This window comes from Paenibacillus polymyxa M1, from assembly GCF_000237325.1.
In the GTDB taxonomy this organism is placed as follows: domain Bacteria; phylum Bacillota; class Bacilli; order Paenibacillales; family Paenibacillaceae; genus Paenibacillus; species Paenibacillus polymyxa_C.
This window is the reverse complement of the sequence record NC_017543.1, coordinates 163,756-190,305: the sequence shown is the minus strand read 5'-3', so window position 1 is coordinate 190,305 and position 26,550 is coordinate 163,756. Positions and strand designations below refer to the sequence as shown.

At 37.1% G+C, this 26,550-nt stretch carries 25 protein-coding genes; 4 read left to right on the top strand and 21 right to left on the bottom strand.

Going from position 1 to position 26,550, the window contains the following annotated elements:
• Positions 1-543 precede the first annotated feature (543 nt).
• Positions 544-804 carry a hypothetical protein gene (locus PPM_RS27140; protein ID WP_025675990.1) on the top strand — a complete coding sequence of 87 codons (261 nt, stop codon included), beginning with the start codon at positions 544-546 and terminating at the stop codon, positions 802-804.
• Between the two features lie 436 nt (positions 805-1,240).
• On the opposite strand, the gene PPM_RS27135 is transcribed toward PPM_RS27140, so the two are convergent.
• The 15 genes from PPM_RS27135 to PPM_RS27065 all read right to left on the bottom strand — a co-directional run bounded on the left by PPM_RS27135 (position 1,241) and on the right by PPM_RS27065 (position 14,760).
• The gene (locus PPM_RS27135; RefSeq protein ID WP_014600185.1) at positions 1,241-1,891 is read right to left on the bottom strand and encodes a hypothetical protein; all 651 of its coding nucleotides are present in this window, start codon (positions 1,889-1,891) and stop codon (positions 1,241-1,243) included.
• Positions 1,892-1,982: 91 nt separating this feature from the next.
• Positions 1,983-2,696: a hypothetical protein gene (locus PPM_RS27130; protein WP_014600184.1), complete on the bottom strand. Its 714-nt coding sequence runs from the start codon at positions 2,694-2,696 to the stop codon at positions 1,983-1,985.
• An 862-nt stretch (positions 2,697-3,558) separates the two neighbouring features.
• Positions 3,559-4,857 carry a hypothetical protein gene (locus PPM_RS27120; RefSeq protein WP_014600182.1) on the bottom strand — a complete coding sequence of 433 codons (1,299 nt, stop codon included), beginning with the start codon at positions 4,855-4,857 and terminating at the stop codon, positions 3,559-3,561.
• A 241-nt stretch (positions 4,858-5,098) separates the two neighbouring features.
• Positions 5,099-5,443: a hypothetical protein gene (locus PPM_RS27115; protein ID WP_014600181.1), complete on the bottom strand. Its 345-nt coding sequence runs from the start codon at positions 5,441-5,443 to the stop codon at positions 5,099-5,101.
• Between the two features lie 147 nt (positions 5,444-5,590).
• Positions 5,591-6,196 (bottom strand): hypothetical protein, encoded by a 606-nt coding sequence (locus PPM_RS27110; protein ID WP_014600180.1) that lies wholly within the window; start codon positions 6,194-6,196, stop codon positions 5,591-5,593.
• Between the two features lie 214 nt (positions 6,197-6,410).
• Positions 6,411-6,812, bottom strand: a complete 402-nt coding sequence (locus PPM_RS27105) for a hypothetical protein (protein ID WP_014600179.1) — start codon at positions 6,810-6,812, stop codon at positions 6,411-6,413.
• Positions 6,813-7,289: 477 nt separating this feature from the next.
• The gene (locus PPM_RS27100) at positions 7,290-7,622 is read right to left on the bottom strand and encodes a hypothetical protein (protein ID WP_014600178.1); all 333 of its coding nucleotides are present in this window, start codon (positions 7,620-7,622) and stop codon (positions 7,290-7,292) included.
• A 41-nt stretch (positions 7,623-7,663) separates the two neighbouring features.
• A complete protein-coding gene (locus PPM_RS27095; protein ID WP_014600177.1) occupies positions 7,664-8,728 on the bottom strand; it encodes a hypothetical protein in 1,065 nt (354 codons plus the stop codon).
• 121 nt (positions 8,729-8,849) lie between these two features.
• Positions 8,850-9,194 (bottom strand): DNA methyltransferase, encoded by a 345-nt coding sequence (locus PPM_RS28960; RefSeq protein WP_049825419.1) that lies wholly within the window; start codon positions 9,192-9,194, stop codon positions 8,850-8,852.
• Entirely contained in the window at positions 9,194-9,760 is a 567-nt protein-coding gene (locus tag PPM_RS28955; protein ID WP_014600175.1) for a hypothetical protein, read from the bottom strand. Before PPM_RS28955 ends, PPM_RS28960 begins: the two co-directional genes overlap by 1 nt.
• A gap of 316 nt (positions 9,761-10,076) precedes the next feature.
• Positions 10,077-10,844 (bottom strand): DNA-methyltransferase, encoded by a 768-nt coding sequence (locus PPM_RS27085; RefSeq protein WP_014600174.1) that lies wholly within the window; start codon positions 10,842-10,844, stop codon positions 10,077-10,079.
• Between the two features lie 292 nt (positions 10,845-11,136).
• Positions 11,137-12,012, bottom strand: a complete 876-nt coding sequence (locus PPM_RS27080; protein ID WP_014600173.1) for a hypothetical protein — start codon at positions 12,010-12,012, stop codon at positions 11,137-11,139.
• Positions 12,013-12,466: 454 nt separating this feature from the next.
• Entirely contained in the window at positions 12,467-12,646 is a 180-nt protein-coding gene (locus PPM_RS27075) for a hypothetical protein (protein ID WP_025675987.1), read from the bottom strand.
• The gene (locus tag PPM_RS27070; RefSeq protein WP_014600172.1) at positions 12,643-13,206 is read right to left on the bottom strand and encodes a hypothetical protein; all 564 of its coding nucleotides are present in this window, start codon (positions 13,204-13,206) and stop codon (positions 12,643-12,645) included. Before PPM_RS27070 ends, PPM_RS27075 begins: the two co-directional genes overlap by 4 nt.
• 396 nt (positions 13,207-13,602) lie before the next feature.
• Positions 13,603-14,760 carry a TerD family protein gene (locus PPM_RS27065; RefSeq protein WP_014600171.1) on the bottom strand — a complete coding sequence of 386 codons (1,158 nt, stop codon included), beginning with the start codon at positions 14,758-14,760 and terminating at the stop codon, positions 13,603-13,605.
• 478 nt (positions 14,761-15,238) lie between these two features.
• Between PPM_RS27065 and PPM_RS27060 the strand changes: the two genes are divergently transcribed.
• Positions 15,239-17,086 (top strand): hypothetical protein, encoded by a 1,848-nt coding sequence (locus PPM_RS27060; protein ID WP_014600170.1) that lies wholly within the window; start codon positions 15,239-15,241, stop codon positions 17,084-17,086.
• A 329-nt stretch (positions 17,087-17,415) separates the two neighbouring features.
• Here the strand turns inward: PPM_RS27060 and PPM_RS27055 are convergent, their stop codons facing one another.
• Together PPM_RS27055 and PPM_RS30445 are read right to left on the bottom strand one after the other, a co-directional pair.
• Positions 17,416-18,423, bottom strand: a complete 1,008-nt coding sequence (locus PPM_RS27055; RefSeq protein ID WP_014600169.1) for a hypothetical protein — start codon at positions 18,421-18,423, stop codon at positions 17,416-17,418.
• Positions 18,424-19,087: 664 nt separating this feature from the next.
• Positions 19,088-19,210, bottom strand: a complete 123-nt coding sequence (locus PPM_RS30445; protein WP_268988020.1) for a hypothetical protein — start codon at positions 19,208-19,210, stop codon at positions 19,088-19,090.
• Between the two features lie 143 nt (positions 19,211-19,353).
• Here PPM_RS30445 and PPM_RS27050 point away from each other — a divergent pair, with 143 nt between their 5' ends.
• Together PPM_RS27050 and PPM_RS27045 are read left to right on the top strand one after the other, a co-directional pair.
• Positions 19,354-20,022, top strand: a complete 669-nt coding sequence (locus tag PPM_RS27050; RefSeq protein WP_014600168.1) for a hypothetical protein — start codon at positions 19,354-19,356, stop codon at positions 20,020-20,022.
• 26 nt (positions 20,023-20,048) lie between these two features.
• Positions 20,049-20,318, top strand: a complete 270-nt coding sequence (locus PPM_RS27045) for a hypothetical protein (RefSeq protein WP_014600167.1) — start codon at positions 20,049-20,051, stop codon at positions 20,316-20,318.
• Positions 20,319-20,508: 190 nt separating this feature from the next.
• On the opposite strand, the gene PPM_RS27040 is transcribed toward PPM_RS27045, so the two are convergent.
• The 4 genes from PPM_RS27040 to PPM_RS27025 form a co-directional block, all read right to left on the bottom strand.
• Positions 20,509-21,864 carry a replication-relaxation family protein gene (locus tag PPM_RS27040; RefSeq protein ID WP_014600166.1) on the bottom strand — a complete coding sequence of 452 codons (1,356 nt, stop codon included), beginning with the start codon at positions 21,862-21,864 and terminating at the stop codon, positions 20,509-20,511.
• A 1,474-nt stretch (positions 21,865-23,338) separates the two neighbouring features.
• Positions 23,339-23,560 (bottom strand): hypothetical protein, encoded by a 222-nt coding sequence (locus PPM_RS27035; RefSeq protein ID WP_014600165.1) that lies wholly within the window; start codon positions 23,558-23,560, stop codon positions 23,339-23,341.
• Positions 23,561-24,249: 689 nt separating this feature from the next.
• Positions 24,250-24,675, bottom strand: a complete 426-nt coding sequence (locus tag PPM_RS27030) for a hypothetical protein (protein WP_014600164.1) — start codon at positions 24,673-24,675, stop codon at positions 24,250-24,252.
• Positions 24,676-24,732: 57 nt separating this feature from the next.
• A complete protein-coding gene (locus PPM_RS27025; RefSeq protein WP_014600163.1) occupies positions 24,733-25,926 on the bottom strand; it encodes a ParM/StbA family protein in 1,194 nt (397 codons plus the stop codon).
• Positions 25,927-26,550: the final 624 nt, after the last annotated feature.

The window sequence follows — 26,550 nt, the reverse complement described above, 5'->3', positions numbered from 1 at the left end:
CCCCCCTATTCGTTGAAGCACTTTGGCTCATTTAGTTCAGCAATATATATCTTTAAGTCTCTACGACATTCCAAGTGTATCATTGAGGGATCAAGTTCGAGAAAGAGATGATTGTGAGAGCGTGTTCATTTTGTTGAGGACTAGTTTTAATTTTCCGCTCAAAATGAACTGAGCATGAAGTGATGGATTGGAAGAATTAGAAATGAGGTTGTTCCATGACCATGTCAATAATTGAAGAGCTGGGTTTCCCTGGGGAAGTCAGGCGATCCGAGTATCAGTAATGACTCCAGAATCACAGTGATCGGAAAGGAAACGGGTTCTACTAAAAGGGGTAGCCCAATTTCATGAGCCAGAAATGACATATCTTATTTAATTTAATACACAGATCAGGAAATCCGCTTTATTGCAATTAAATGTGATGAAATCGAAAATATGAGCAACTGTGAGATGAGTTTTAACTGGGGAATAGTTGATGTATCTCAAAAACCATAAACTGTTCGATATTTTACGGGCTATAGCTTATTATTTGATGAGAAACCTTTGATGAATACTTTCAAGATTGGCTCATCCTTATTTGATGTAAAAGTCGATAGGAACATATATACGGGAGAGGTACTGGTCTTATCAGGCTTTCTTCATCAGCCGATCCAGCAGCTCAATCACATCTTTAATCTTCGATTTGGAGATACGCCCGTACAGATCGCCGACACTGAGTTCGTAAAAACAAGTAGACTCTCCGGTTTCTCTCAGCCTGCGGTCAGTCCAACCCCATATGGTTCAGATCCGGGTGTATACGCGTCATAAAAATGAGATTACATCCCGCTTTGGGGAATTATAACAGCCGCAGCTGTAATGAGCCCTGGAACAACACTGGATGGAGAATTGGCTGTATGTGATGTATTGACAGGAAAGCCCGATTTTTCGTCCATGATGAGGCGGTTTTTCCTACAGAAAGATATACTCCTGGGCTCACATATGTTGTATAAAGTCATTTTATTTTCTTCGCACAGCTTTTCTAGTAGATTCATTTTCCCCAATCTTTTCATTCCTCTAACGGGATGATGGTAGAACAATCTTTACAGACTTGTATTCCATTTTTAAGTTGACTATTACTGGGTTTGAATTTTTTACAAATATCGCAACAGAACATCAGAGGACCTAGCTCAAATTTTTTTGGAGTAGCCAGTAATTCAGCCATCTTTTTATAAAATTCCTCGTTTATTTTAACTTCCTCCTATAGTTAAGCGGACACGGTGAAGTTTTGTTCAATCCATCTCCATTTTCCCGCGAGTTGTGTAATACCAGCCATAATACCTGTTAAGGCGATTGGTCCAATATCTTCTGCAAGATCAAGTCGATGACATAAAAAAGAAGCTACATATTCCAAAGGGCTTTCTGCGTTACTCACAGCATCCGATGCCACTAAATAATAATCATGTACGGCTGTTGACGAGTTCTCCCCGATCTCGTCCATCTTACCGACCAACGTTAATACCTGCTCATGTATTTCAATTGCTTGCTCTTTAGAATAAAGGTTGTATACTGCTAGTAAGTCTAGCCCTATCGAAGCAAGTATGAACTCAAACTGAGCCCATTCTTCAGGGACATCATTAAAAATTACATCGTATCCTATTATTTCGCTTTTGATATTTTCCCATTTCAAAGAAAGATCATCCATAGCCGCCTTAAAGACGAATCCCACTGCCATTTCGGTACTTATTGAATCTAAAGCAGATTCTCTAACAACCGATATTTTCCCTTGTTCCTGCATTGTTTCTAACCACTTTTCTGTTACGGTACGCTTAACAATACCCCCACTACCATCAGATAATTCAAGCGTAGTTTTCTTTCCGAACAAGCGATCAAATAGTCCTACTGAGAATTGAGTCATAATATACCACCTCCATGAACATGATTATTTATTTCTTATACATGTTATCCCATAACCCCGTCAGCAGCTCATGTCTATGGGAAGTGTAAGCCTAGTCCTGTGAATTATTCGGTAGATCAATAGAAATACTAAAATTCACGTTGTTCCCTGATATACCTAAATCATAAGTACCCCAGGAGGATGTGTGTTGCCTTGTCAGTTCGTGTTTGATCCACTTTGTTCCAATTGCCACCGAAGACAAAATCTCCCTTGCAGTCTCTATAGTGACGTTCGAATTAACTGAAGGTATCAGGTGGTATTGCGAAATTTTCACTTTAGCCTGCACCTCTATGAAAGCATCAACCCCATAAAGTTCCCGAATAATCGAACGAATAGACATGATCGCATAGGCTACTTTACTATACTTTGCAAAATTCTTAGGAATTGCACGCGGGCGATGGATCTTTTCCCCTTCTGATTTGAAGATAATCAACTCCAGCCCTTTGTTTACTCCTGTTCCTTTTGCATCAATAACATTAAGAATCCCTTTATTTTTACCATTATCCAGATAGCCTGGAACCTCTCTGCAGTTTCTTTCCCATCCTTCAGTACCCACCACCATGTCCTTCATGGCCAGTTTTGCAAGATGAAGTGTAGTAGGCCAACCATGAATCCTGACCTTTACATCCACATCAAGGTTGTGTTCTTGCTTGATTACATTTCGGAGAGCGAAAGTTGACTCGGCTACTGTATTTTGCGATGAAACAGAAAAAGTTTTGGATCGATTCTTTTTTTCTGCTGCCATTTGTAATTCACAACCTTTCATAGAACTGATCCATCACCTACAGACGCATTAGCTAAATTTTTTATTTCCTGAATATATTTCTCAATCTCATCCAGTGAATGATTCTTGAGAATATCTCGTATTTCCAATCGTCTATATGCTTATTTTGATAGATTTCTTGAAACTATCCCTTAGGAATGAATGACACAGCAGACTCTTCCACTTCGCAATTCTCCAACTAACGTATTGATACCCTTTTCAGTCAGTATTCGTCCTGCGGATAGAGTACCATATTACCTGCTTGGTCGCCATCATAAAGAAACAGTACATCATCGTTTTTTTCGTAATAGACATCCATGTTCACCACAAAATTTTTGTTTCCCCTTGCTCATAAACTGTGATCAAAACCTGTACTTGATCCTGGGACATAGCAAAATGAACTTGTTTAATTTGTTCGATACCAACTCTGACGGTAGTATAGATACCCTATAACACTTGTTGAACAAGGTCGCAATGTGGTAATAGTAACTGGCCAGGATAATTTAGATTGAGACTGACCAAGTTACCGTCATGCCGCATTTTTCAGATCTTCGATTCCTCTGTTAAGTCCTTGCTTTTTCCTCCTGGTATTGCTCCTGCATTTCCCCTAATGCTCTTATAGAAAAATATATACACACTGTCGAATAACCCACATATCTCAGCAACTGTTTGGCCGTAATAAGGTAGTACCTCAAACTTCCGATCACCTTGTCCTCTCCATACATGTCGCTTCCAAGAGTGCCCTCTAATTCGGCAAAGCTTTTTTCGAAACTTGGACTTGAAGTGATAGATAAGGATAAGGAAAATGTTATAGAATAGCCCCCTGCTCTCTTTCAAAAGCAACGCGGAGGGCTGAAAGTTCATCTTAAAAGTACGATACCGGACTTATGGTGGTTGTTTTAGGAATTTCTTTTAGGGAAATTGTAATTTGAGGAGTGTAGCTCAGTATATTGTTTATTTCAATATCCTTGTCAGGGGTAATATTAAATAAAGCGAAATTGATGTAAGTATTATATTCACTTCTATTCCCATAAACGTTGCTGTGAACTCCCTCATATTGTACGCCATTAAATCCAATTAAACTGCAACACGCTCCGATGAAGTTTGGAAGAAGATACGCTTCTTTAAGAGCTTTTGTTTCTTCGTTCTCTTCGTTGAAGAATCCTTGAAAGTTTGGATCAAATGAACCGATATCAAATAGCTTGAGTTCATCTTTTAGAATCTGGAAGTCACCAATATCCAAGGTATCTTCATGTGTAGGATGTATTTCATATGGGATGGCATCCAGCCTGTTGCAAACGTAAAGTACTGGTACGCCAATACAATTATACCGACCATGTTGTGGTAAACCTGCAGGTGGAGCCCACATATTTTCCTTGGAAAAAGGTTTAGTTGTATCTCGCTTGCGAGTACGGCCGCGATATAAACAACCGAATTCAGGGGTGATAACCGTATAGTCTTTCTCCTGAAAGTGCTTTTCCAAGGTTCGATAAATGGCTTGTCCAACATCATGTTTTAAGGCAAGCAATGGATAATTGCTGAGATACACCTTAAACTCCTTAAGTGCCTCAACCTCAATCGTTTCTCCGTATTTCTCGCTAAAGACACAGAATTGTTCATAATCATGTCCCCAATATTCTTCAACATCTTGTTTCGTATATATATCATCATGTAAGTTGAACCATCCATGATTCATATTACGATCGACTTCTCGACCATGTCCACATGGACACTGAAGGTGTTTGCACATTAATTGATACAATTCTTCTGGTACATCTTTAGCACTTAGGTAATCGTTAACGCTAATCCCTTCAGGAGGGTCCATCCGAGAATCTTTATCGTAAGGATCATTATTAAAAAGATGTACTAAATAGCCTCGCTCCTCTCCTTCACACCACGTACATCCACCAATGTCCTTTCCAATTCGGTCTGCAATACTATCTAAAACATTGTCATCAACTGTTAGCTCATAATAAGTATCCTTTGCTTCGATTTCATTTTCACAGCAATTACAGGAAAGGCTTTCAACCTGGTCATTTGTTTTTCTCTGACAGTTTTCTTGCGACTCCATAATATTTTGGCCATGTGTCTTAGCGAACTTGATTACAAGATCCCCACATTCTAAACAAAGCTCAGTTTCGTTTAAATCAATAATCCCTTTCATTTTGTTCTCTCCTTATATGTTTGCTCTAAATTTAGCAGATTTCTTTGAATTAGAATAGCCGCGAATGTTCTTTTGGTAGGTCACTTATCTCCCCATAACGAAAAGAAAGAGACCGGCTCCAATGGAGCTAGTCTCTGATGATTTGATCATTTAACACATATCAGCTATCCCTAAAGGATTACCATTAAGACATTTCGTAAAGCTTAACACTATTGTACTTTATATCCAATCTCGACAAAAGTCATATTTTATGTTTATCAACGAAGGCATAGTGACATTTAAGGTGTGCCTCTTTGCCGTTTGGATAAACATAGGTTTCATCCAAAGGTGTTACTTTATTTCCGCAATCATAAATGCAATCCTTGTATGCTTTTCTTTTTTCTTTCAAAATGCCATTAGAACATATTTCACCTACGATTTCCCACTTTTTCTTTTCAGATAATTCCTCGTATGCATCGATTACTGCTACAGGAACAGTCTCATAAGCTTCATCTACCTCTTTAAGTCTGTCTAAAAGAATACTCACAGAAGACGTGCAATCATTTTCTTGAAGATATTTTTTAATTACATTTTTCGCTGTACTCATTTAATTATACCTCTCCAGCTCGTCATTTTTTCATTTGGACTTTACCTCTTCAAATTCGTCTCCAACCATTTCTTTCAATTTCTTCTTCGCTAAATACTTTTGCCTGAAATCTATCAGTAGTGCTCGTATGGACACTGCCAACTTGAATCAAATAAGCTGAATACCATGCGCAATAAGATAAGTATTCAATTCCCTAAGGGATTTAAATTGAGCTGTATGATCTGCATCTACTGGAAGGGTTTGCTCTGCGATACATTCTGCTATTAGTTGATTTTGGGTATCTTCATTACATACCGGAGTAGTTGTGCCTTTCTCAACAAGTATACCATTCGTAAAGTCCCATCCAGAGATCTGAGTGGTTGAACGGATTTCATCTAAAGATAGTTCTTCAATATCTACGTGCACGTAGCGTAAGAAATAATCATCTTCAGCAAGTACACTTATGTCGATGACAGTGAAGCAGGTGTTTGAATCTTTTCTTACAAACTGCAAATCATCAGTTTTGGTCCAAGACAACTTCGGTATTGTTTGAGTATATTCTGGGTCGCTGTCTGGATCGTTGTGATTCCATACTCGTACAGCATCCTGTTCATTTAAGGAGTCATATTCTATTAACACTAGTTGTGTTCCATTAACAGATACATAGATACCAGGATAGTTGGGATCAGATGCGGGTTGTGCCTCGATTTTACCTATTGGAGTTTCAACTATCAAAGAGTTTGAACTCGAATATAATTGATTACTATCATTCATTTTTAGGGCCTCCCTAAGTTAAAAGAGAAGTCTATCCCTAAGGATGTCTTTCCCTATTAATAATTGTGTTGTTTGTTTATTTTAATTTTGTTAATTGGTTAATTACATATGATTTAAATGAACGTTCTCCTTTTTAATATAAAAAAGAAGAACGAACTGAGGGACATTTGATGAGTATTAATAATTGAGGATCATCCTTAGTGTGTTCCAGAATTTATGGTTTCTTAAGATTATCATTTTTTCGTGTTTCACTTGTTTGTTTCAATGTATGTTTGAGATAACTTAGAGCATCAAGTAGAATATGCTCAATTTCAGAGGTTAAAAGGTGAATAAGCGATGGTTCAAACTCATTACAATCTGTGGATGATATCTGGTCACTAACAGGTATAAATGCAATCCCATCGACTAAATGAATCAGCATGTATCCAATCCATTTATCGATGACATTATTATTGTAAGGAATGTACAAGTACGAGCTATTATTTCCTAAAGTTTTATTAAGATCGATCTCGTCAAATCCTGATAAATTTAACCCTTCAATAAGCTCCTTAAAAGTAAGATTACTCTGGGGCATGTTTTTTTCCCATACAAGTTTTCGCTTTACTTCCACGTTCATTCGATTCACTATCTCCTTTAAATTTAAATAAAAAACGGCAAGATTGATTACTTCACTCCTTTGCAGATTCTAGGAAAGGCGCAAAAAAGAAGCACCCTTCCGAATGAATGATCACGTATAGGCGGATTTCAAGCCTAAGGCTGATCTATTCACTCAGAAGAGTGCTTCTTACAAGAAATAATAACTCGTATGGCGCATGCCGGAGTCTTCAGTAGAATCATAAATTTATATATTTAATATAGCATTAAAGGAAAGTTAGAGACAAGATGTCAGATAACTGAAAGCCCTTTTATGACAGAGAAGAATTACAAGAACCGTTCATATTGAATGGTTCTTGTAATAAATATGGTTATTGGTCTGTTCACATATTATAGTTGTGTTGTTGAATCAGTGGGTACTCTCTCGAAATTTAATAAAACCCAGAAAAATAATTATCTGTGACAGATTATCTTAAGGAATAGGTAGGGGGATTACCCCTTATAAGTTGATATCGAAAGAGTCCAAATTGCTCAAAATTGACCGCTGCTGTACACCTGTCATACGCTCCAGATTATCTAGTAACCATCGTAATTGTTTTGGAGTTGGAGATTCCCACATAAAGACATGGCACCCTCCATTACCTTCTTTGCCTACATCGTGGTCGCAACCGAATTTAATAAACTCAGGCACTTTGTTTCCATTGCCATCGAAAAAGTTAACCTTATAGCTCTGCACCAACTCGACCGCAAGATTTTGATGTTCTTTATACCCGCACTCATAAAAAATACCGTCCGGTGCCAGAAAACCAGATAACCCATATTTAGCAGACATATTAATCCTCTTTCTTATCCCTTATAGAAGGATATTTTCTTCTAAACTGTAGCTTTTGATGGAGAGACTACGTCCCATTTATCTATAATATACCCATGCCACTCTGCAATCCATTGCGACAGCTCTTTTTTATAGGCATTTGTGAGGTATTTCGCCTGCGGGAAGACCTCCGAAAGTGGCTTTCTGCTGTAGTGTAGATATGGGATACTCCGCATGATTTTTGTGCCGGTTGACTGCACTTCTCTCAACTTGGCATCAAACCAGAGGGCTTTTACAAAAGAGAAAGGTTCCGATTCAATGATTTCTTCCCAATCCATTCCTATGGCTCTCTCTGCTGAACAGTTGAACGGACAAAGGTAGCAGCGTGATCTCCGAAGCGGGTATCCATGCTGCTCCAGGAAAAGGATGCTGTCTTCCGTGGTCTTGTTTGCCTCAACCAACGGATACGCCAGTTTTACATAATCATATTGTGGCGATTGATAAGTATTTATCCGGCGTATCTCGTCATATGAAAAACCAATATCAATGATAATGCCAACATTTTTGGGGATCTGCTGTTTTGGCCCCAAACCATGTTCTTTTAGGACCATTTGCCGAACCCTCTGTTTTACAGGCACTATTTTAAAATCTACCGTACATTGCCGTGGTAGCATTCCTCCAGCCTTAACTTCTCCATTCTGGTTGACTGAATTACAGTACACGGGCATTTGGAATCGTTGGTAGTCTGTCAGGATGTACCGCATTAGCATTTCTTCGAGCCCACGCTCCATACTATTGTGCCGGGTGATGAGAAAGGGAGTATGATTCCCCATATTAACTTGGTGTTTACGCCACCAATCCACTTGCTCATGGATAAATTGTGGCTCAGCTCCAGTGTCTGAAAAGATGATGTAGTCGTAATGAATTTCACCCCGAAAATGCTGTTCGAGTAGGTGTGACGATTGGGTACCCCCGCCAAAGGATAGTACATGGTAGATTCGTTCACGACCCTCTGTCTGAAGCTGCTCAATCAACTCTTGTTTGGTCTTAAATAGACCATCTAGGTACTTTTTGTGAAGCCGGAAATCTCGCATGTTATCGAACAAATCCATCTGCTCCAAGATCATATGTGTTCACTCCATATTATCGCTGCATGTTGTATTCCTTGTGGTTTAATGAGACTCTTGCAATCTGCCTACCATTAGAACAACATTGACTGACGGTAAGCAGCGGAAATACTTCTTACATTTATGAGAACATTAAAGGTAGCTCTGGAATTGAAAGTTTTTCTCGGATCTTTTGAATATTCTCTTTAAGAATCTCAAATAGAATAGCTATTCGGCCTTTCCTCATCGCGGCTTTTCCTAGATTTCCACCCCCAGCAAATTGATCAATCACGATTTCTCCTGGTAAGGTTATGGCTTCTAGGATAGCTTCAAATAGCTCTACTGGCTTCTCTGCTTGATGAATCTTAGTCTTAGGAGATATCGGCTGAAAATCATAGACAGTAGGCAGCATGTATGCTGTTCCGCTCATTTTACCGCCTCGTTTGTCAAAACGTAATGATCGAGCTCTGTCTTTGACGAAGAACATTACATCTTCTGTGTTCTTTGATTTACGGCCGGTATTGAATACACAAATTCCTTTTTCCAAGGGACTTTCGCATAATAGTTCAACCCACACTTCTCGGCCATCATTTTTAACTCATACAAATACTTGTAATTATTTTCATTTTCTGCAGGCAATATCTCGACCAAGAAACCACCTGGTTTCAGAACACGTGCTTTTTCTCTAAAATCCTCCAATGTGGAGCGAAAGGTTGTGTCTTCATCCCCCGCATCAAAACGTCGATTGCCACCCGAATTCGAGGATTTATCTTGCCATGGGTGGTCCGTTACTATTGCATCAATACTATTATCATGAAAGGTAGAAAGATCTCGACCATTCTCTTCGACGACAAATGCAGCACCATCATTATTGAGAAACATGTAAAAATCACGGGAGACTCTTTCACATCGGTCTTTTAGCTCTCGGTACAGTCGACCCCGGATTGTGCTCTCAGGTTTGTCTGGAAAATAGGATGCAATCTCTTTAATATGCATCGGCTTTGCATTTTGCTCCATTACTTCTGCAATACGTTTGGCCAGTGTTGTTTTCATAAATAATTCTCTCCTTGTATGAATTTTGGGTTGTGAATAGGCGCAAAAAAGAAGCACCCTTCCCAATGAAAGATCACAAATAGGCGGATTTCGAGCCTAAGGCTAATCATTCACTCAGAAGAGTGCTTCTTACAAGAAATAATGACTCGTATGGCGCATGCCGGAGTCGTTGTTTTAGTTTAAAGATGCTTTATTATCCTAGCATCGCAGTGGGCATAAGGAAAGAGTGGAAAAACCATTGTCGTATCACTTGCATAGAACGACAATGGTCTAGTGTCTTACGGAAGAAAAGAGGGCATAAATTCAAAGAACAAATTCAATTGCTAGCAAGAGAAAGGCGTTCATAAATGATCTTGATATAGGAATCAAGTAATTCAAACCCTATATATTTTCGATTAAGCTGAGTTGCTGCGACTGCAACTGTTCCAGAGCCCATAAAAGGGTCCAATATTAGGTTATTTGGATGGCTGAGTGCCTTTATTATGGGACGGATCAAGTCGAGGGGAAACTGACATTCGTGGCTTGTTTTTTCCGGATGATTATGTTTAACATTTGGAATTATCCATACGTCACCTGGATTCTTACCAAGTGGATTACCAGAAAACTCCCCTTTCTTGTCTCCTTTGTAATGTTTTTTACCAGGATATTTTTGCGGCACACGTATTGAATCAAGATTAAATGTGTAGTCATCACCTTTGGTAAACCAAAGTACAGTTTCATGACGACCAGACAGTCGGTTTTTGCAATGCAGACCACTTTCAAAGTGCCATACAATACGGTTTCTAGGAATAAATCCAAATTCAATAAAAGTAGCGAATAGAAGGCAATCGAGAGGATATACTTTCCCATTATCAACATAGCTACCTACTTGATAGGCGATACTTCCCCCGGGTTTCAATACTCTTTCGCAAGCCTGTATAATTTCACGCTGCCAGAATAGATAATCCTCTAGTGCAGTCTTTTTCTCATATGACTTCCCCAAATTGTAAGGAGGGGAGGTTATTATCAAATCGACTGACTCCGCTTGCATGGAATTCATACCTACTAAACAATCTATTTGCTTCACAATGTTAAAAGTATTCATAGGATTTCACCTTCCAAATCAAACAACTGACTTGGACAAGGCGGAACTCTGTTGTTGCCCTATCTAAAGTAAGATATCTTTAGATGCTACTCTTCCCGAACGGGTTGTCAGCAGATCACGCGCCACATTGGACGTACTAGTTGGTATCTAACCACTTGTGATCTTCGCACCTTTATCGGAGAAATCCTACTGCTATGGATTGATGCATGTGCATCACCCTTTCACTTTACTTTATTTCTTCTATACTGACTATATAGGGATACATTACCTTAATATTTAAACTTCTTAATCATTACGACTTTATCAAGGCAATTTGTAGTCGAAACATTGCCTCACTGATTCGATTTAATGTATTTTTGACGTAGCCCTGCTTTATTAGCAAAGTAGTTAAACTTGCCATTAATCGACCATTTTTAGAATGGAATTCGGACATCTGAGAATTAAATAAGTCCGATAAACTACGCAAATTATCCCAATATCTTTGCAGGTCCCTTCTTTCTTCTTCATTAATAGATTGTTCGAACTTATCCTTAACTTCCTGTGCATGCCTTAATTGTTGTTTATATTGACGAAGTAGCAATCGTATCTCTGAAAAAAGTTTTTCTACCCCATATTTATGAGCCACAGCTGCATACTCTTTAACAATATGCTCAGCTTCTTGGGGGGTAAAGTATTCTGGAATTGCAATGATCTTTGCTTTCTCCATTTTTAGATCACGCATTCGCTTCATAGCACGTTCCTGTAGAATTAAATCATTATAGTATTCAGATTTTTTCAGAAGTTGCTTTCCTTCTGCAAAAATTGAATATGAGATAGCTTCTTTTTTTAATAGAGGAACGAGGGCATTGGTTATTGATTTTCCTGCATGGATATGGACTTCTGCTGTAGGATAGTAAGTTTTCAAAAAAACGATAATTCGTTCTGCAAATTGTTTTTGAACTTTTTTTTCAGGAGCAATACTTATAGGGTAATTTTGTATCAGTGCATAGTAGGGAATAATTCTAAATTCATGAAAACTTAAGAAATAAATATGTTCTGTAGGAAAATCGATCACCTTCATATACTCAAGAACTGATTTTACCCAGCGATTTTTTGGTCCTGCGTAAAATTGATTAGCAGGGGCAATGCCAGTTCGATTAGATGATTCAATAACTAGAGCAACTTCCATTTGTTATCCTTCCTTTACTTGATTATCATGATGCGATTATTGGATAGAGGTAAAAGCCTTCCTTCTATCCAAACAAGTTTCTTAAAAGAGATTAGTAGTTTTGTGTTGAAAGTTTCCTTTCATACTGAATATCAATAAAATTGTTTGGCTTTTTTGGCAATTCCCAATTTATATTTCATTGTAAATATGAACCGTTGGTCTTCCTGCATACATACTAATCTTTCACGAAAAAACAAAAAACGCATTCATTTCAAACGATTAATTGCTAAGAGGCAATTTCAGCTGAGCTGATTAATCATTTCGAAAAGAATGCGTTCCACGAATCACATCATGCCGAGACTCGAAAATTTTCTTCACTGGGAAGAGGTCTAATATTTCAAACAATGAAACAGAGGTCTAACGATACCAGGCCTCTGTTTCATTGTTTTTTAATTCAATTAATAAAATTGAAACGTTATTTTAGCGTTCCAGTTTTAAGACTAAGATTTATTCTCTTTTTAGTGAGATACTCTTGCATGAGACGATCTCGTTCTTCCTGTTCCTTTTCATTTTGTGGAGGGACGGCAAGAACGCCATTACCAACGTCAGACAATTCATCAAAGACACGGATTATTTCATTTTTATTTTTGTTCATGTATGCTCCTCCTCACGGAAGTATATATCAACTAATTCTTTTGCTCTGGCAGTTTCAATGGCCATAAGGTGACCACCAATTATGATTGCTCCAAGCTTAACCTGATAATGTTCAATTAGATTAGTTTTAGAAGTAAACGCAACAACACCTTCAAAACCATACTCAAACGAAAATTTACAGGCAATCGCGAATAAATGTGCGCCTACTCCAATAAAAACTTTATCTGAGGAGCCCACATTCCAAGGTGCACTCTCGACAAGAAAAACATCGATATACCCTTCTGCAACTTCAAAACTAATTAAGCCCTGAATTTCATCTGAGCCTTTAATTAACAGTTTAAATACGTGCCGATCTGAAATAGACAGCTCATGCTTCCAATTAAAATTTACCCAACCCTTATTTTTGGTTAATTGTTTTAGGTCCGATTTGAGCAATGGCTCATAGATCGTCTTATATTCTTCCCCAGATTCTCGATGAACTAAACATGGTGTTAATTCATCAATGATAATACCTACAGATGCTGAGGTTCCCCTAGATTGAATCAATTTTTCAAGTTGCATTACTTACCTCCTAATTATATCACTTTTGTAGTCTCTGGTGAATTACATGTGCCAACAAAAAAAGAAGCGTCTCTGAAACCAGCGACCGCACTGAAGGCAAATTTCTAGCCTTAAGGTAGATCAATCGCTTGTCATAGCGCTTCTTCAATAGTATGACTCATCAGGCGCATGCCAGAGTCTCAATGTCAGATTATAATATAATGATCCTATCATAATAGAAAGCATCTTATCAAGAATAGAAATTAACCTAAGGGACTTCTTTTTATAGCGGGGAGTCTTTTTAGAAATTAAAACATTACAAAGAAAAAAGCCTGCCAATTTTCTGGCAAGCTAATGTTACATTATGGCTTTCGCTCTAAAAAGATGTGGATTGCCGAATAATAATCAAGCTAGGATTTATTTGAATTCTGCTATACCTACATTCATTTTGAACGAACCATCTTCATAAAGAACTGGACTGCGTTCAACCATACTGCGAGAATATTCCTCTACGTGACTGACTATCATTTCATTGGGTCTAGTAAAATCGATATGGGCAATAGCTACCCAATACGAAAAGCTGTTTCTCTTATGAAGAGGAGTTGCAACAACCTGCCCTTGGTGATTATCAACAACAGCCCGAACTTTCATGGATTTAAAGCTGCCGAAACCATTTTTGATTGCACTATAGGCGGCAAACAGAACAAAACGTAAGGCTTCTGGTTGATGAATTATAATTGTTTCTTTACCATGAGCCAAAGAATCACCATCAAGTTGAATATAGGGCGCACTATGGGGGGAACCTAGATTGCGGTAATAAATTTTTCCTACTTCATTGTCTTTCGTCACATAAAAACAATATAAGTCTAGGTCCTTCTTAGTTTCCCACTCTAGAGTGGCAGTAACTTTCTCTGATTTATGTATGTTGATTCTCTCTTTTTTCTTAAGCTCCAGTTTCATGGGTGTAACTGTCCCTGGAATGGAGAGTGGGGTTCTATCGATTTCTGCAGGTGCTTCGTTTTGTGCCGTTTCATCTACTTCAAGCCCGAAATTTTTTACAAGTGCAGTAAGACCACCGTTGAACCCACTACCCACAGCATTAAATTTCCATTCTCCTTTATGAAAATAAAGCTCCCCTATGACAATGGCCGTCTCTTTATTGAGGTCTTCACCAAAGTAAAAACTTGCAAGCTCTTCTCCGGTCACAGGGTTAAATATCCGGCATAAGGCATCACTGACATTGGAGAAAGATTGTCCTTTCGTTTCTCCTTCATGAATAGTAAGTGTGAGGGCAATTTTTTCAATGTCGGGAGGGATCTTTTTTACTGAAATTCGAATAATCTCAAGAGATCCATTTTCGGGACCAGAATGGATAATAGCCTGTTCCCTGCTTATGTGCTGGTTATAGAAGATCATATCCTCGTCTCTTGTACAAATTCCCAAAGAATTTAAAAGGAAAGCAGATGCATTAATATCTATCTCCGGGGATATAGTTTTCCAATTAAGTCCAATCGCAATTTCCTCAAAATTCCTCTCTTTTGTTACATCAATTTTTTGGCCCTTTGCAATGATCACATTAATCACTCCTGAATAAGGATGGTTGCATGAATGTTATATTTTCCTCCGAGTATAGCACACGCGAATTATATTGAGAAAGACTTCAATTAGAGTTATTCTCTGCATTCTGCCTACCTTAAAGCAGGTTCATAAAGAAGTGCTTCTCCCCCCTTTCCTATATGGTAAGGTGACGTAGCGAGGGCTTCCTCTCTTAGATATTGAGTTTATAGGCCTGACAGCTTGTCAAGAAAGGAAATAATCATATAACTCCATGGGTTATGATCGAAATTACGACCATATTACATAGAAAAGTCACTTAAATGTATAAGAATGATGGATGAAACCCATTATTCTCTCTATAGCGATTAGAATACCTATTGCGGATCTGCTTGAAAATATAGATTATTTTCTCACAAGCTTAGTTATATTTGGACTCTATAATATGTACTTAGAGAGGCATAATAACTCAAAATAAAAGGAAGAGGGATTAGAATTTATGGAGCGACATCTAAAAAAAATGATAAAAGATCTTTTGAAGGAAGCGGGGCTTGATCCAGATAGTTCTAACTTTATACATGATCCAGCGTATGCACCTTTCAAACACACATATATGCTCGTGACAGATTTGGGGTACACTACTGTGGACTACTACATCTGGAAAAAATGGCTGTCCCAAGAACAGAGAAACAAGCATAAGCGAAGTATATTTGACATGGGGGTAACAGAGAAGCCTCAAATACTAACCCATTCTATGCTGTATAAGGAGATAGCTAATGAGGAATTAGCAGATGATGAAGTTGTGAGGCAGAAAATCGTTGGTGAAAAAAGCAGTATCAAATCCAAACTGAAAGAGGCTTTGGACTTTAATATGGATAGGTTTGGACCAGAACAAGATTATGAGAAACTGAAGCTTTTGAATCTGCTTTATTGGTACGAGAAGTCCCCAAAGAATCCGGAGAAGGTAAATATCCTATCGGTTCTCTCGGTGCCTTCCATGGTCAACCAAGATCAGCGGCTAGAGGGTAGAGAAACTCCTTACGGACGAATCCTGACGGAGCTAAAGTTTGAAGTAAGAAAAGAAGTAGATGATTCTTTTGCTATTGAAGTGGCAGCTAATACGAGCAATATCATTAAAAGCTGGGACTATGGACACTCTAATGTTATTCATCTGGTCAATCGGGATATTTCAACATTGGATATTAGAAGTGAACTCGAGAATATATTGAAACACCTTCGGGAGGTGATTGATATGGTTAGTGTGAATGAGAGTACTACAGAGTATGAGTCCAATTTGATGGATGCGTTCTATCTGAAAGTTCATCAATTGGACAAAACGACGAGATTAGAGGATATGCGAAAGGCAATACTACATATTTGCCACTCTTCTCACACTCAAAAGCTCCTAATTGGTAATGGTACTAAACCGCTTCCTTATGAAGATGGCTTAATTGAAGATTTGAAGGGATATGCCGAGGTTAATCTGGAGAGGATTACACAGTTGGCATTTGGTAGAAAAGAGATTACAAAATCAGAACTGATCTTTATTAAGCGGAAATTAGAGAGAGTTGAAACACTGCTAACGATTTTCAATAAGCAGCGGCCTAGTGTTTATTCTCATTCGTTAACCATGACCTTCTTAATTGCTTCGTTACAGGAGATTATTCTTTCAGAATACTCTGATGAAGGCGATTCTGAAACGTCTTATGTATATAAATATTATAAGTCTAAACAAACGGTCCGAACCTTATCATCTGCTCTTAAAAACTTTGACGTAGAAAGAAATGTCGAGGATGAAATTTATGAAGTTCTTTGGGTAACGAAAATCGAAAGACGAATTTATGCTCTTAAGGGAAGACTCGATCTATATTTGCTCTCAGTACAGATTGGAGAGCAAATTAATCAGATCATAAAAATAATCACAAGGGTTCCTCATTTAGCCTCCATGTACGCACTTCATAATTATTTTACTGATCAGCTTATGCTTACGGAGAAAAAAACAATTGGCCAATATCAAAATGAGTTCACTACAGCTGTTAAAGAAAAGACAAACTTTGATTGTGTTATTCGTACCAGGCGGATATTTAGTTTGTTTGATGACGAGGATGTATGTAAGGGGTTCACATGTCTTATGATCTGCGCAATTAATGGGCTACTTGACCTAACAAAATGGAATCGTGATGGTGAACTGTACCGAACAGTCATTTACGACCATCTTATTGAAATTGAGATCAATCGACAACAGCGGCATTTCATCCTTCACAAGTCAAGGAAATTTGCAAACGGGAATGAAATAAAAGAGCTTCAGAATAATGGGTTAAGTAAAATGGTTACAAATAAGTTATAGCATGATCTTTGTTGAACCAATACATTTTTTAACGGGGTGGATGGAATATAAAAACAGCTCCCCCTGCAGGTTCAAATCATGGGGAGCTGCTTTCATGCTTAGCTTGTCATCACAAATATTCCTTCGCTATTCAACTTGGACCTTAGGAGCTGCAACCTAGTAACGATAATAGCTCAGATGATTAATTGAGATTTTGGATCTGCGAAGTCGTAACATAAAAGCTTATTATCTTTCCTCATTATGATGGTATTTGTTCTTCAAGTTAATCACTGTACCTAGTTAAGGGTTAAGTATAGGAATAGTTTATGTTATGAATATAAATGAAAAAGCTACGATTTTCTTTCTTCTTGATTCCGTTGAAATACAGCTGCAGACCGATCAAGTAGGGATTGAGGTATATCTGTTACAACAGAAGTTGTTTTTTTCTCTTTGAAGTAGTGATGTTGAATGACGGATTCATGTAGTAACCAAATAGATCCTGATTGCCTCAGCAGGCCCATCTCCATATATCTACCTAATTGATCTCGGTGGATGTCTTTCCTGATTTGACCAGGTGTAAGGGCGTGTCGAGTCTCAGCTTCACTAGTTGTGATTACTTGTTCAATTGTATGTTTACATCTCTTACATAACGTAAAGTGTCCCAATAATATAGGAAGCCCGGGCTCTTTAATCCATCCATTGCATTGACTGCATCGAAACGGATGTGTACCTCCTTTAATTATACTTAATCGATTTTCATAGTCTCTTATTTGTGCATCTAAGCTAAACATCTGCCAAGTAGAACCAACTAGAGAATCCTTTATATCACTAATTATTCTATGCTGTGTTTGAAGTAATTGCAGATGCTTCTCCATCTCTTCGATCCATGTTAATTCAAAATGTTTTTTACTGCGGCCGGCATCATAAAAGAGTTCTAGTAGTACTTCATGAACAAGCCAACATTTACCTGACTTGCGTATGAGTGAGGTATCTTTTAGAGAATGAAGTATGTTGTTGCAATCAGTCTTTACTGTTCCAACTTTCATGGATCTCCGCTCTTCCATTTCTTTAGTATTCATCACTTGGGAGATTGTTTTGAGACACCGGTAACATATGTTGTGAATTCCAAAGGTCACAGAATGGTCGCTCTCCTTAATTGGTCCCAGACATTGGGTACATTTTAATGGCGAATAGCTGGTCTTGAGCTTCTCATAACGTAATTCTGCATCGCGAATCATCGCGTTGATACTGAATATATGATACGGGGCATCAGGCAATTCATGTTTTAAAGCAAGTATCTCTTCTTTCTTCTGATTTAGCATGAATATTTTCTGTTGTGAATTATCAATTAATGACATTAAACTCCCCCTCTTCGACTGTTGACGTTTACGTTTTTTATCATACACTAAAACGTCGAGTTGATTCAAAACATTCCTTTCGAGTTCTCCCCTTTTAATTAAGAGGGAGGCCAAAACCATTGATATGTAAGGATTTTAGGACGATTATCTATCAGGAAGAGCTAAACTACTTCATGACGCGTATTCTCATTGAATAAGCGTCTAAGATCCATCATTCTTATCAGATTAACTATTGTTAAACAGGAGGATTAAGAAGAAAAAATTTTTGAGAAAATGTAATTCTTATTTGTACATTTCACAATGCATGTTCATAAGAAATATTGGGAACTAGTGTAAATTAACGATGCTAAGTAAAATGTAAACCAACAAAAACGTCTCTGAACAATTGGAAAAGCAGAGACTATGTTATAGGTTGACGTTTACGATTTTTCCTTGCACCTTAAACGTCCTAAAGCTTTATTTGAATCTCTTTTATATCTTCCTGGTATGTAGTGATGGAGGCTCAAAACCCTGATGTTACGGTTTTTTTTCGTTTCTAATTGTGAGGGAGGAAGCGAAATATTTATCGGCAACACAGACATATTAAATTGGATCTTATTAAGGGGTGAAGGTTGAATATATATGATTATCAATGAACGATAACTTGCAAAAAAAAGGCCCTCCTCTAAGGACGGACCATTTTCTTGTTTTTTAAGGGATAGCCCAATTTTTTTGCCGTTTCAACAGTACTCTTAGCAAGGGATTCAAGTTCTTTCTGTCCCATTTTAAGTTGCAATCCTCTTTTCATACATCTTACCTCCTGTCAAACTAGTTTTATTGCATTAGTATGGTCAACACTGCGTTCTATTATACCTGGACGAGACATAGATTAAAGTAGGAACTAAGGAACGGAGTGCCTATATTAAAGCCTTATTACTGGGGGGATATAATGTGACAGTAGAGCGTATTGCAACGCGAAAAGAAAGATCTGATAAAAAAAAATCAATTGCTCCGTATGTACCGGATGTCTTTCGGGTATGGATTCATCGAATTGCAAGGCACCTAGAAATCCCAGAGGGTGAGATCGGTGTCTTACTGATAGATGCTGCGGTTCACAATGAGGATTGCATCAGATTTTTTAGCGCTTACTATAAGCGAAATTTTTCTCATGAGAATTCACTATTTTTAGGGAATGAATTCGCAGCTTCCATTGATGAATATATACAAATCACCGGGAATCGGGATCGTTTTAAAGTGAGGGTTGGTAAAGCCCTATATAATCGGATTGGGGAGTTTCAAATAGCATTAGGAACGCCGTATTTAGCCCATGCTACACATGCCTTGATTCGATACGCCCTGCATACAAAATGCATCGTACTACAGATAGCTCCAACACTTAATTATGATGCCTTGTTTAATAACGCCCCATTCCCTAGGCCACATACTCAACTCAATGTTTCAGACCTTGCCTTTCCAAAAGGTTCACCCACCAAATCTAAAAAAATAAAGCCTGAAAACAGCATAGCTTTATCAAAAGACCTAAAGGAACCAAAAACGGAAATTGCAAAAAGTGTTGAGGGTAAATTAGAGGGGCGCAGCGTGTGGAGTATATTACGTTAATTGAATAAAGGACGGGGTGATAACGTATGGTTATTGATTCGATCTATCAATGGTGGAAGGAAACATGGAGATACAGAGTCATCACATTTCGAATTAGTAGGGTGAGTCATTACCAACTGCAGATGATTTGTGAGGCTATTAATAAAAGAGTCAACACGGAGTATGAAATTACGCCTGAAATGATTACAAGCCGGGTTATGGAAACGTTTATTGAAGAGGCATTTTCAGACAGCACAAATAGGATCGCAGAATGCGTCGTACCTGAGCTGAAAAGAAAACGACGGCATATTAAATAAAAATGGAGAATATACCATTGAAACGCAAGTGTGTTGTTCTACTTAAATTGAATTGATCTGTTGAAAAGAGAGCACAAAAAGGTAAAAAAATTTTTCGCTTGTCCAGCCGTAAATTCTCGCTGAAGGTGCATTTTTCAGCGAGATTAATTAATTTAAAGAATCCATATTAAATTCAATACTGCCATAGCTGTTAACATCTGTACATCAGCGGGTTAGTATGAATCTGACTTTGATCGTTCCCATCTAACCATACATTATTTTTTGCATCGTGCAAAATCAATTTGTTAAAGATCCCACGTAAATCAATCTCTACAGATGTCATAGTGTAGGATTGAGCATTAGGTACAACATCGAAAAAATATAAAACAGGGATAATTTCTTTTATGTGCTCGGTTTTCCCTATTTCTAAGGACTTAAATTTTTTATTGAAATCAAGGATTCTAGCAAGTCCTATACTTTCCATTCCTTCAAAACGTTCGAATAGAAGAATCTGTTTTGTTCCGTCACTTTTATCGACAATTATAATGTTGGGCGACCAACCTAACGCTTTTTCATCGGAAGGCAACAACTTTATGAAGTTTGGCTTTTGAGTACGTGTATCTGGCAACCCTAAAAATCCTTCCTCTTTCATTAGATAGAACTGTAAGTTTTTAAGAACTTTGTTCTGATGTTCTTCTCGTGAAAGTTCAGCAACTACTGCATGTTCTAAAGTTGAGTTGTTGGTAAGTCTGAAATTTATTAAGCCGGTGAAATGTTTCATTTTTGTTATAAAGGCGTTCAAAACTGATTTCCATCGTGCTGCTATATAGATTGCTGATGAATGAAAGATAATTGTATGCGGAGTCTCATTCATTTCGGAAAATGGTATTCCCTCAGTAATAACATCTAAGTAATCTCGATAGGATTCAAATTTGTCAGCTAATTTTTCACCACGTTCAGTAGACATATCTATTTCTATCCAATAATGATAAATATCATTAATTTTAAATTCTCCATCTGGTCGAAAGAACCTTTTCATTTTCCTTCCCTCTTTAACTAAAGTAAACTCTCTAGAGGCATAACGATTATCAATAAATTCATAGTGGAAATTTTTAAAGGATGCATAATACAACATCTGAATATGGAAGTTTACTGAAAGGTTATGATGCATAAATCTTTCTACTGAAGGTTTATAAAGATGGTAATCAAAATAGCCAAAATCACCTGACCACCCACTCGCAAGACTCGCGGAGTGCTCTTCTATCCCAAGAATGGTATATGCACAATTTAAACCCTCTTGTGTGAGAAAATAAATCAATCGCATCGAGTGAGGAGTCTTCATTGTTGTTACAAGATTTCTCTCAGCTAGATTATGTAATAGTCTAGCTATATATTTTGTGCGACCGCTATAACCTTTAACCTCATCCTTCTTGATCGTGAGGTTTTTTGCTAGTTCAGGTTGTATCATATATGTAATTTGCTCGGCCGTGCCGCAACGATATATGAATAAAGATGTTATAATGCTCAATTCGGTGTTACTGAAATAATATGACCCTACGTTCGGCATTCAAAAACTTCCTTTCTTAGAACCTTAAAAGGGCTCATATTTCATGCGTTCCTTTAATCGTATTTATTCACGCTTCTTTTAACCCTTTTCAATAATAAAGTCAAACTATCAGATTCTAAATGAGTATTCAAGCAGATCAAGACTTTCAGTTTATCTTTAAAGGTGTAATTCGAGGTGTAAAGTAAGGTGGAATGCAAGGTGCTGGTTCCACACCAAATTACATTAGATATTCCACTTTACATTCCACTTATAAATACACCTAAAATTCCACTAGAGAATACTGGTTTTTTATTGTAATAAAATCAATCTGAGAGAATCTGCTAGGGTAATAGAAATATACAAGTCTTTTTAACTTAACTTAAATTAAGTTAAGTTAAGTTGAGTTAAGTTAAGTTGAGTTAAGTTAAACACAAAATGTATTGATTACGTCTTGCTTAATAGGGTGTTTATATCTTTCTTATTATAAAGTCTTAGAAAGTTTACTTAGGTTCGGGATGAGTTTTCTTTGGGTCGGAAGGCAAAAATGACTTCCCCTCTTGTAAGAAATAATTCTTATCTGGACGTTCCCCGTTCAAAACCGTGAAATAAAGAACAAGGTTTAGTCAGACACAATAAAATTAAACCAACGAAATCATTCCGATTAATGAAAAAAATCAATCTTAAGAATCAATCTGAGAGCTGTAAAGTCGTATCCTATCTGTCTGCACTTAGACCATTGAATTGCTCATAAAGCATTCAGCTCTTCTCTATCTCCAAGTTTGTTCCAGCTTAATCGTTTTGATGCAATTATCACTACCATCAAAGACCTTGGTAATGACTTCGCTTGGAGTAGCTCCAATATGGGTACCTTTAATTGGTTACGTTGTTTCGTTGAATCCTGGTGGAATTTGTTTTTCCAATCTGTTTTGTCATAATCTTCGGCTCATAGCCTTAAGTAGCGAGCTTTTGGCCGTAGACGTTTTACTAGCAGTGGCTGGTACCATACTCATTAACTGGACCAACCAGCACGATGATGTGATGTTGTGTACCCCAATCTGGCGTTCTATTCTTAGTCAGATAGGCTAACTGGCTGTGATGTCCTTCCGTACCATTATCTATTGAATCTTCAATGCCTTACATTTTTAATTTTTACCGTTATAACGGCTGTTTCACCTTTCTGGCTCTGAGAAGGCTTATCTGAGATCGATTAAGCAATCAGATCTACCGGAACAAGCCTAACCATATCAGCTATGATTTCGTTTTTCTCGTACGCTTTTGTAGGAGATTCCACGGCTCAATCCTGATGGCTCGGTTGGTTTATAAAGGCGTCGGCCGAAATTTATAAGTCGCCGATATACACCTCAACTGAACAGCACATTAAGCCCTGGCTAAATCCTGATCGTTTTAATGATCTTAGGTACACTACAGTACATCTAATGAAGCGTCTGTTTGCCCGTTTCCTGGCTTTGTACCGACCACTTAGCATAAATAGGTATTAAACGTATCCGTAGATGTAATCTCCCCCATTAAAGTTCTCTCTGACGTACTTCCTCTTGAGCCAAAACTGAAAGCCATCCATTAAAGTCAGATTAGTAAGAATAAAGTCCATCGGATTTGGTGGTCCTAACAAGTGCAGCGTATGATTCGCCGTACGTCCATATCCATCATCAATTACAACATCAATATCCCAGTCAAAAAAATTGGCAAAAATCCTCATAGGCCACGCTCAAACTGTCTGTTCTACCGCTGCTGACGTATGAACCAGCTTCCTACTGTTTTAAAATCTAGAAATACGCCCATTTTGCTGGTTACAAACTGGATATCGCACTTAAGTATGCCATATCCGGTGTAGTCAATTTTAAGATTTCCCCCTCTTGCTGCCGCCTTTAGCAAAGTTGGAAAGAGTAAACTTAGAGATCCTTCCTATAAATTTACGTTTATTTTAAAAACACTGAGTTTTGCAAGTTTATATTGCAGAAAGATTTAATAATTTTCTGATTATTCACTGGTTTCGTGTTCCAAGTTTCTATGAGAAAAAGAAAAAATCTTGAAAGGGCTTATTTAGTACTCGTATAGTCGACTTTGTAATATAGATAAACTACAATAGGTTCGGATTAACCGAGTAAGTTAGAGAATGTGAATATGGACATCTTTTCATTTAAAACAAGAGGTAACACTGTCCGTTGGCGATCTTTTATAAATCTTAGTGACTTAATAGGAGAATTAGGAGGCGATCTGAATGAAAGCCTTCTAATTAAATATTTAAATAGAAATTTTTTGGTGAAATAATAATTCATTTTATGTTAACCACTCAAAAAAACGTTCAGCTGCTCTAATACTAGAGAAAAAACCTTTATATGCACTCTGTAAATAAAAGAGTTCACATAAAGGTTTCCAATTAAAATTTTAAATTTTTAGTTTCGTTTTCCTTGCCCTCTCCATTAAGCGCATTTCAACATCTGACATTCCTGTATGTTCAGAGGTATCCGGTGTAGAGGATTCGTTAGATACTATCTCCGGTTTAATAGGAATTCCATAATCATGATTATTTGTCCCTGTAGAAGTTGCTGCTTGAGTGGTATTTATAGGAGTTCCACCCGAAGTTATGTCTGCATTAATTTTATTAAGGAGCCCTGCTGACTTTAATTTGTTATATGCAATAGCATCTCTTAACATAGTCTCCATAAACTTGTTTTGACTTTCATGGCTATTTTGTAATAACTGATTTAGCTCAGTGATATAATCAAAACCATTACTATCAGGAATACGGGAGGGGGTAAAGGTAAACCCCTTCCCTCTTACAAATTGCTTCAGGTTGTGTTGTTCACTCATAATTTACCCCCTTTTGATGCAAACACCCTTCCCTTTTCGGTTGTTTGTTATTTGATGTTAATTCCCTATCATTTGTGAAATGTACGAGTTTATGAGATAAGCTCGACTTGTGAAGTACTGAGCTTCCTCAATTACTTTAATATCGGGAAGTTTGTAAAACTTTAAATTTCGGAAATAATAGTATCCGAATAATACTCCGCCACCAACTAAGTAAAAATTCCGGACATTTGCTGCTTTTGTATAAGAAAATAGATTGAAGTTCTTGTCTACTTCTTTGGAATAGTCTTCCATATACTTAAGAACAGTTTGAGTTACATCGATGTCAACTACACGTCCCCAGGAAATTTTAAATTTTGGTTCATATTTTTTGTCCTGTATCATTTGCTTCACTTGTGGTTTAACAACTTGATTTATAAATTGTTCACGATTAGAAAATGGTGATTCTATTTCAATATTGTTCTCTTTCAAAAATGCATGAGTATCCTTAAACTCTTGGATTTCAGATATTTCTTTGATTATATCATCGATAAACTTGTTTGTGCCAAATGTAAAGTTCGTACTATTTATTCCATTAAGACCGTCTTCTTGGAATAGAGCAACATCTGTTGTACCGGCGCCCAAGTCACCTATAACATAGTCGTTTTCATCAAAGTCTTTAGCGGTCGGCAACTCAATAATCTTATTATTTACAATATCGTTAGTTAACGCTAAAGAAGTTGTAGCTCCCTCAATATTAACTTCCCCGCCTGTAATGTTAATCGTAACAGTTTTTCCTAAAAATAAACCGTCCAAAAATTCAATTTTGTGTTCTCCTTTTATTTTTTCAAGGAATTCTCCGCCTCTTACCTTGAATTCTTCAATAGGAAGTCCACCTGCATAATTGTGAGTAACATAATATTCTTCTAAAGAAGCAGCTGCAATTGCAAGGCCAGTCAATTCTGTAACAAAGTGTAATTCGCTTGAAAATTTTGGACCCCCATCAGGTTGTTCTACATCTTTCTTATCACGTGCAAAGTTACCTACGTAATAATAAGTACCCTTAATAGCCTTTGATTGTATGTAGACATGGAGCCGATCCGTCATAGAAACTTTACTATTGTTTTTTAGAGGATCACCTTTCTCATCAGCCGGTGCTACTAATGTAGCGATGGGAAAACTTTCAATATTACCTTCTTTATTTACAAAAGATATTTTAATTGTTGTGTTTCCTGCGTCTGAACCCCCAAATAGATTAAAAGGTTTGTTTTCCAAAATGTAAAACCTCCAATTTTTTAGTAATATTGAGTTAACTTATTTTAAGTTAAGTTAACTCAATTAACTTAACTTATATTGATTATATCACAAAGAGGTAGAGAATCAAGGCGAAAAATATATTCTATACCTATAATATATGCTACATATAGGACGGTCACTTAAAAAAGTGGATTTTAATATAGAATATATAACTGAAATTATATAGTATACATCATAAATATATCCTATATGTATTATAGAAGGTTAAGTAGAACTACAATGAAGAGAGAATAATATAATCTATAAAACCAATAATGTATCCTATATATACAGGAAAATTTTATGTATTCTATATAAGTTTGTAGATTATAGAATACATAAAATTTTGTTCGTTTCCGATATATTATATATTTATTTTGTAGTTTATATTATAAGAAAAAATATATTCTTCAAAATTTAATTTGTATTTTTGCTTGAATCTATATATAAGCTTTATGTAGTCTCTATTATTCTCATAGCCTATATTAATATTAATGCTTGAATTCATTTATCAATCCTTAGATTATCTCAATAATGAAATGATTTGTTTGTTATGGTATCAGGCAGTTGAAAGCATGAATATATTCTATAGTTTTTGTGTTG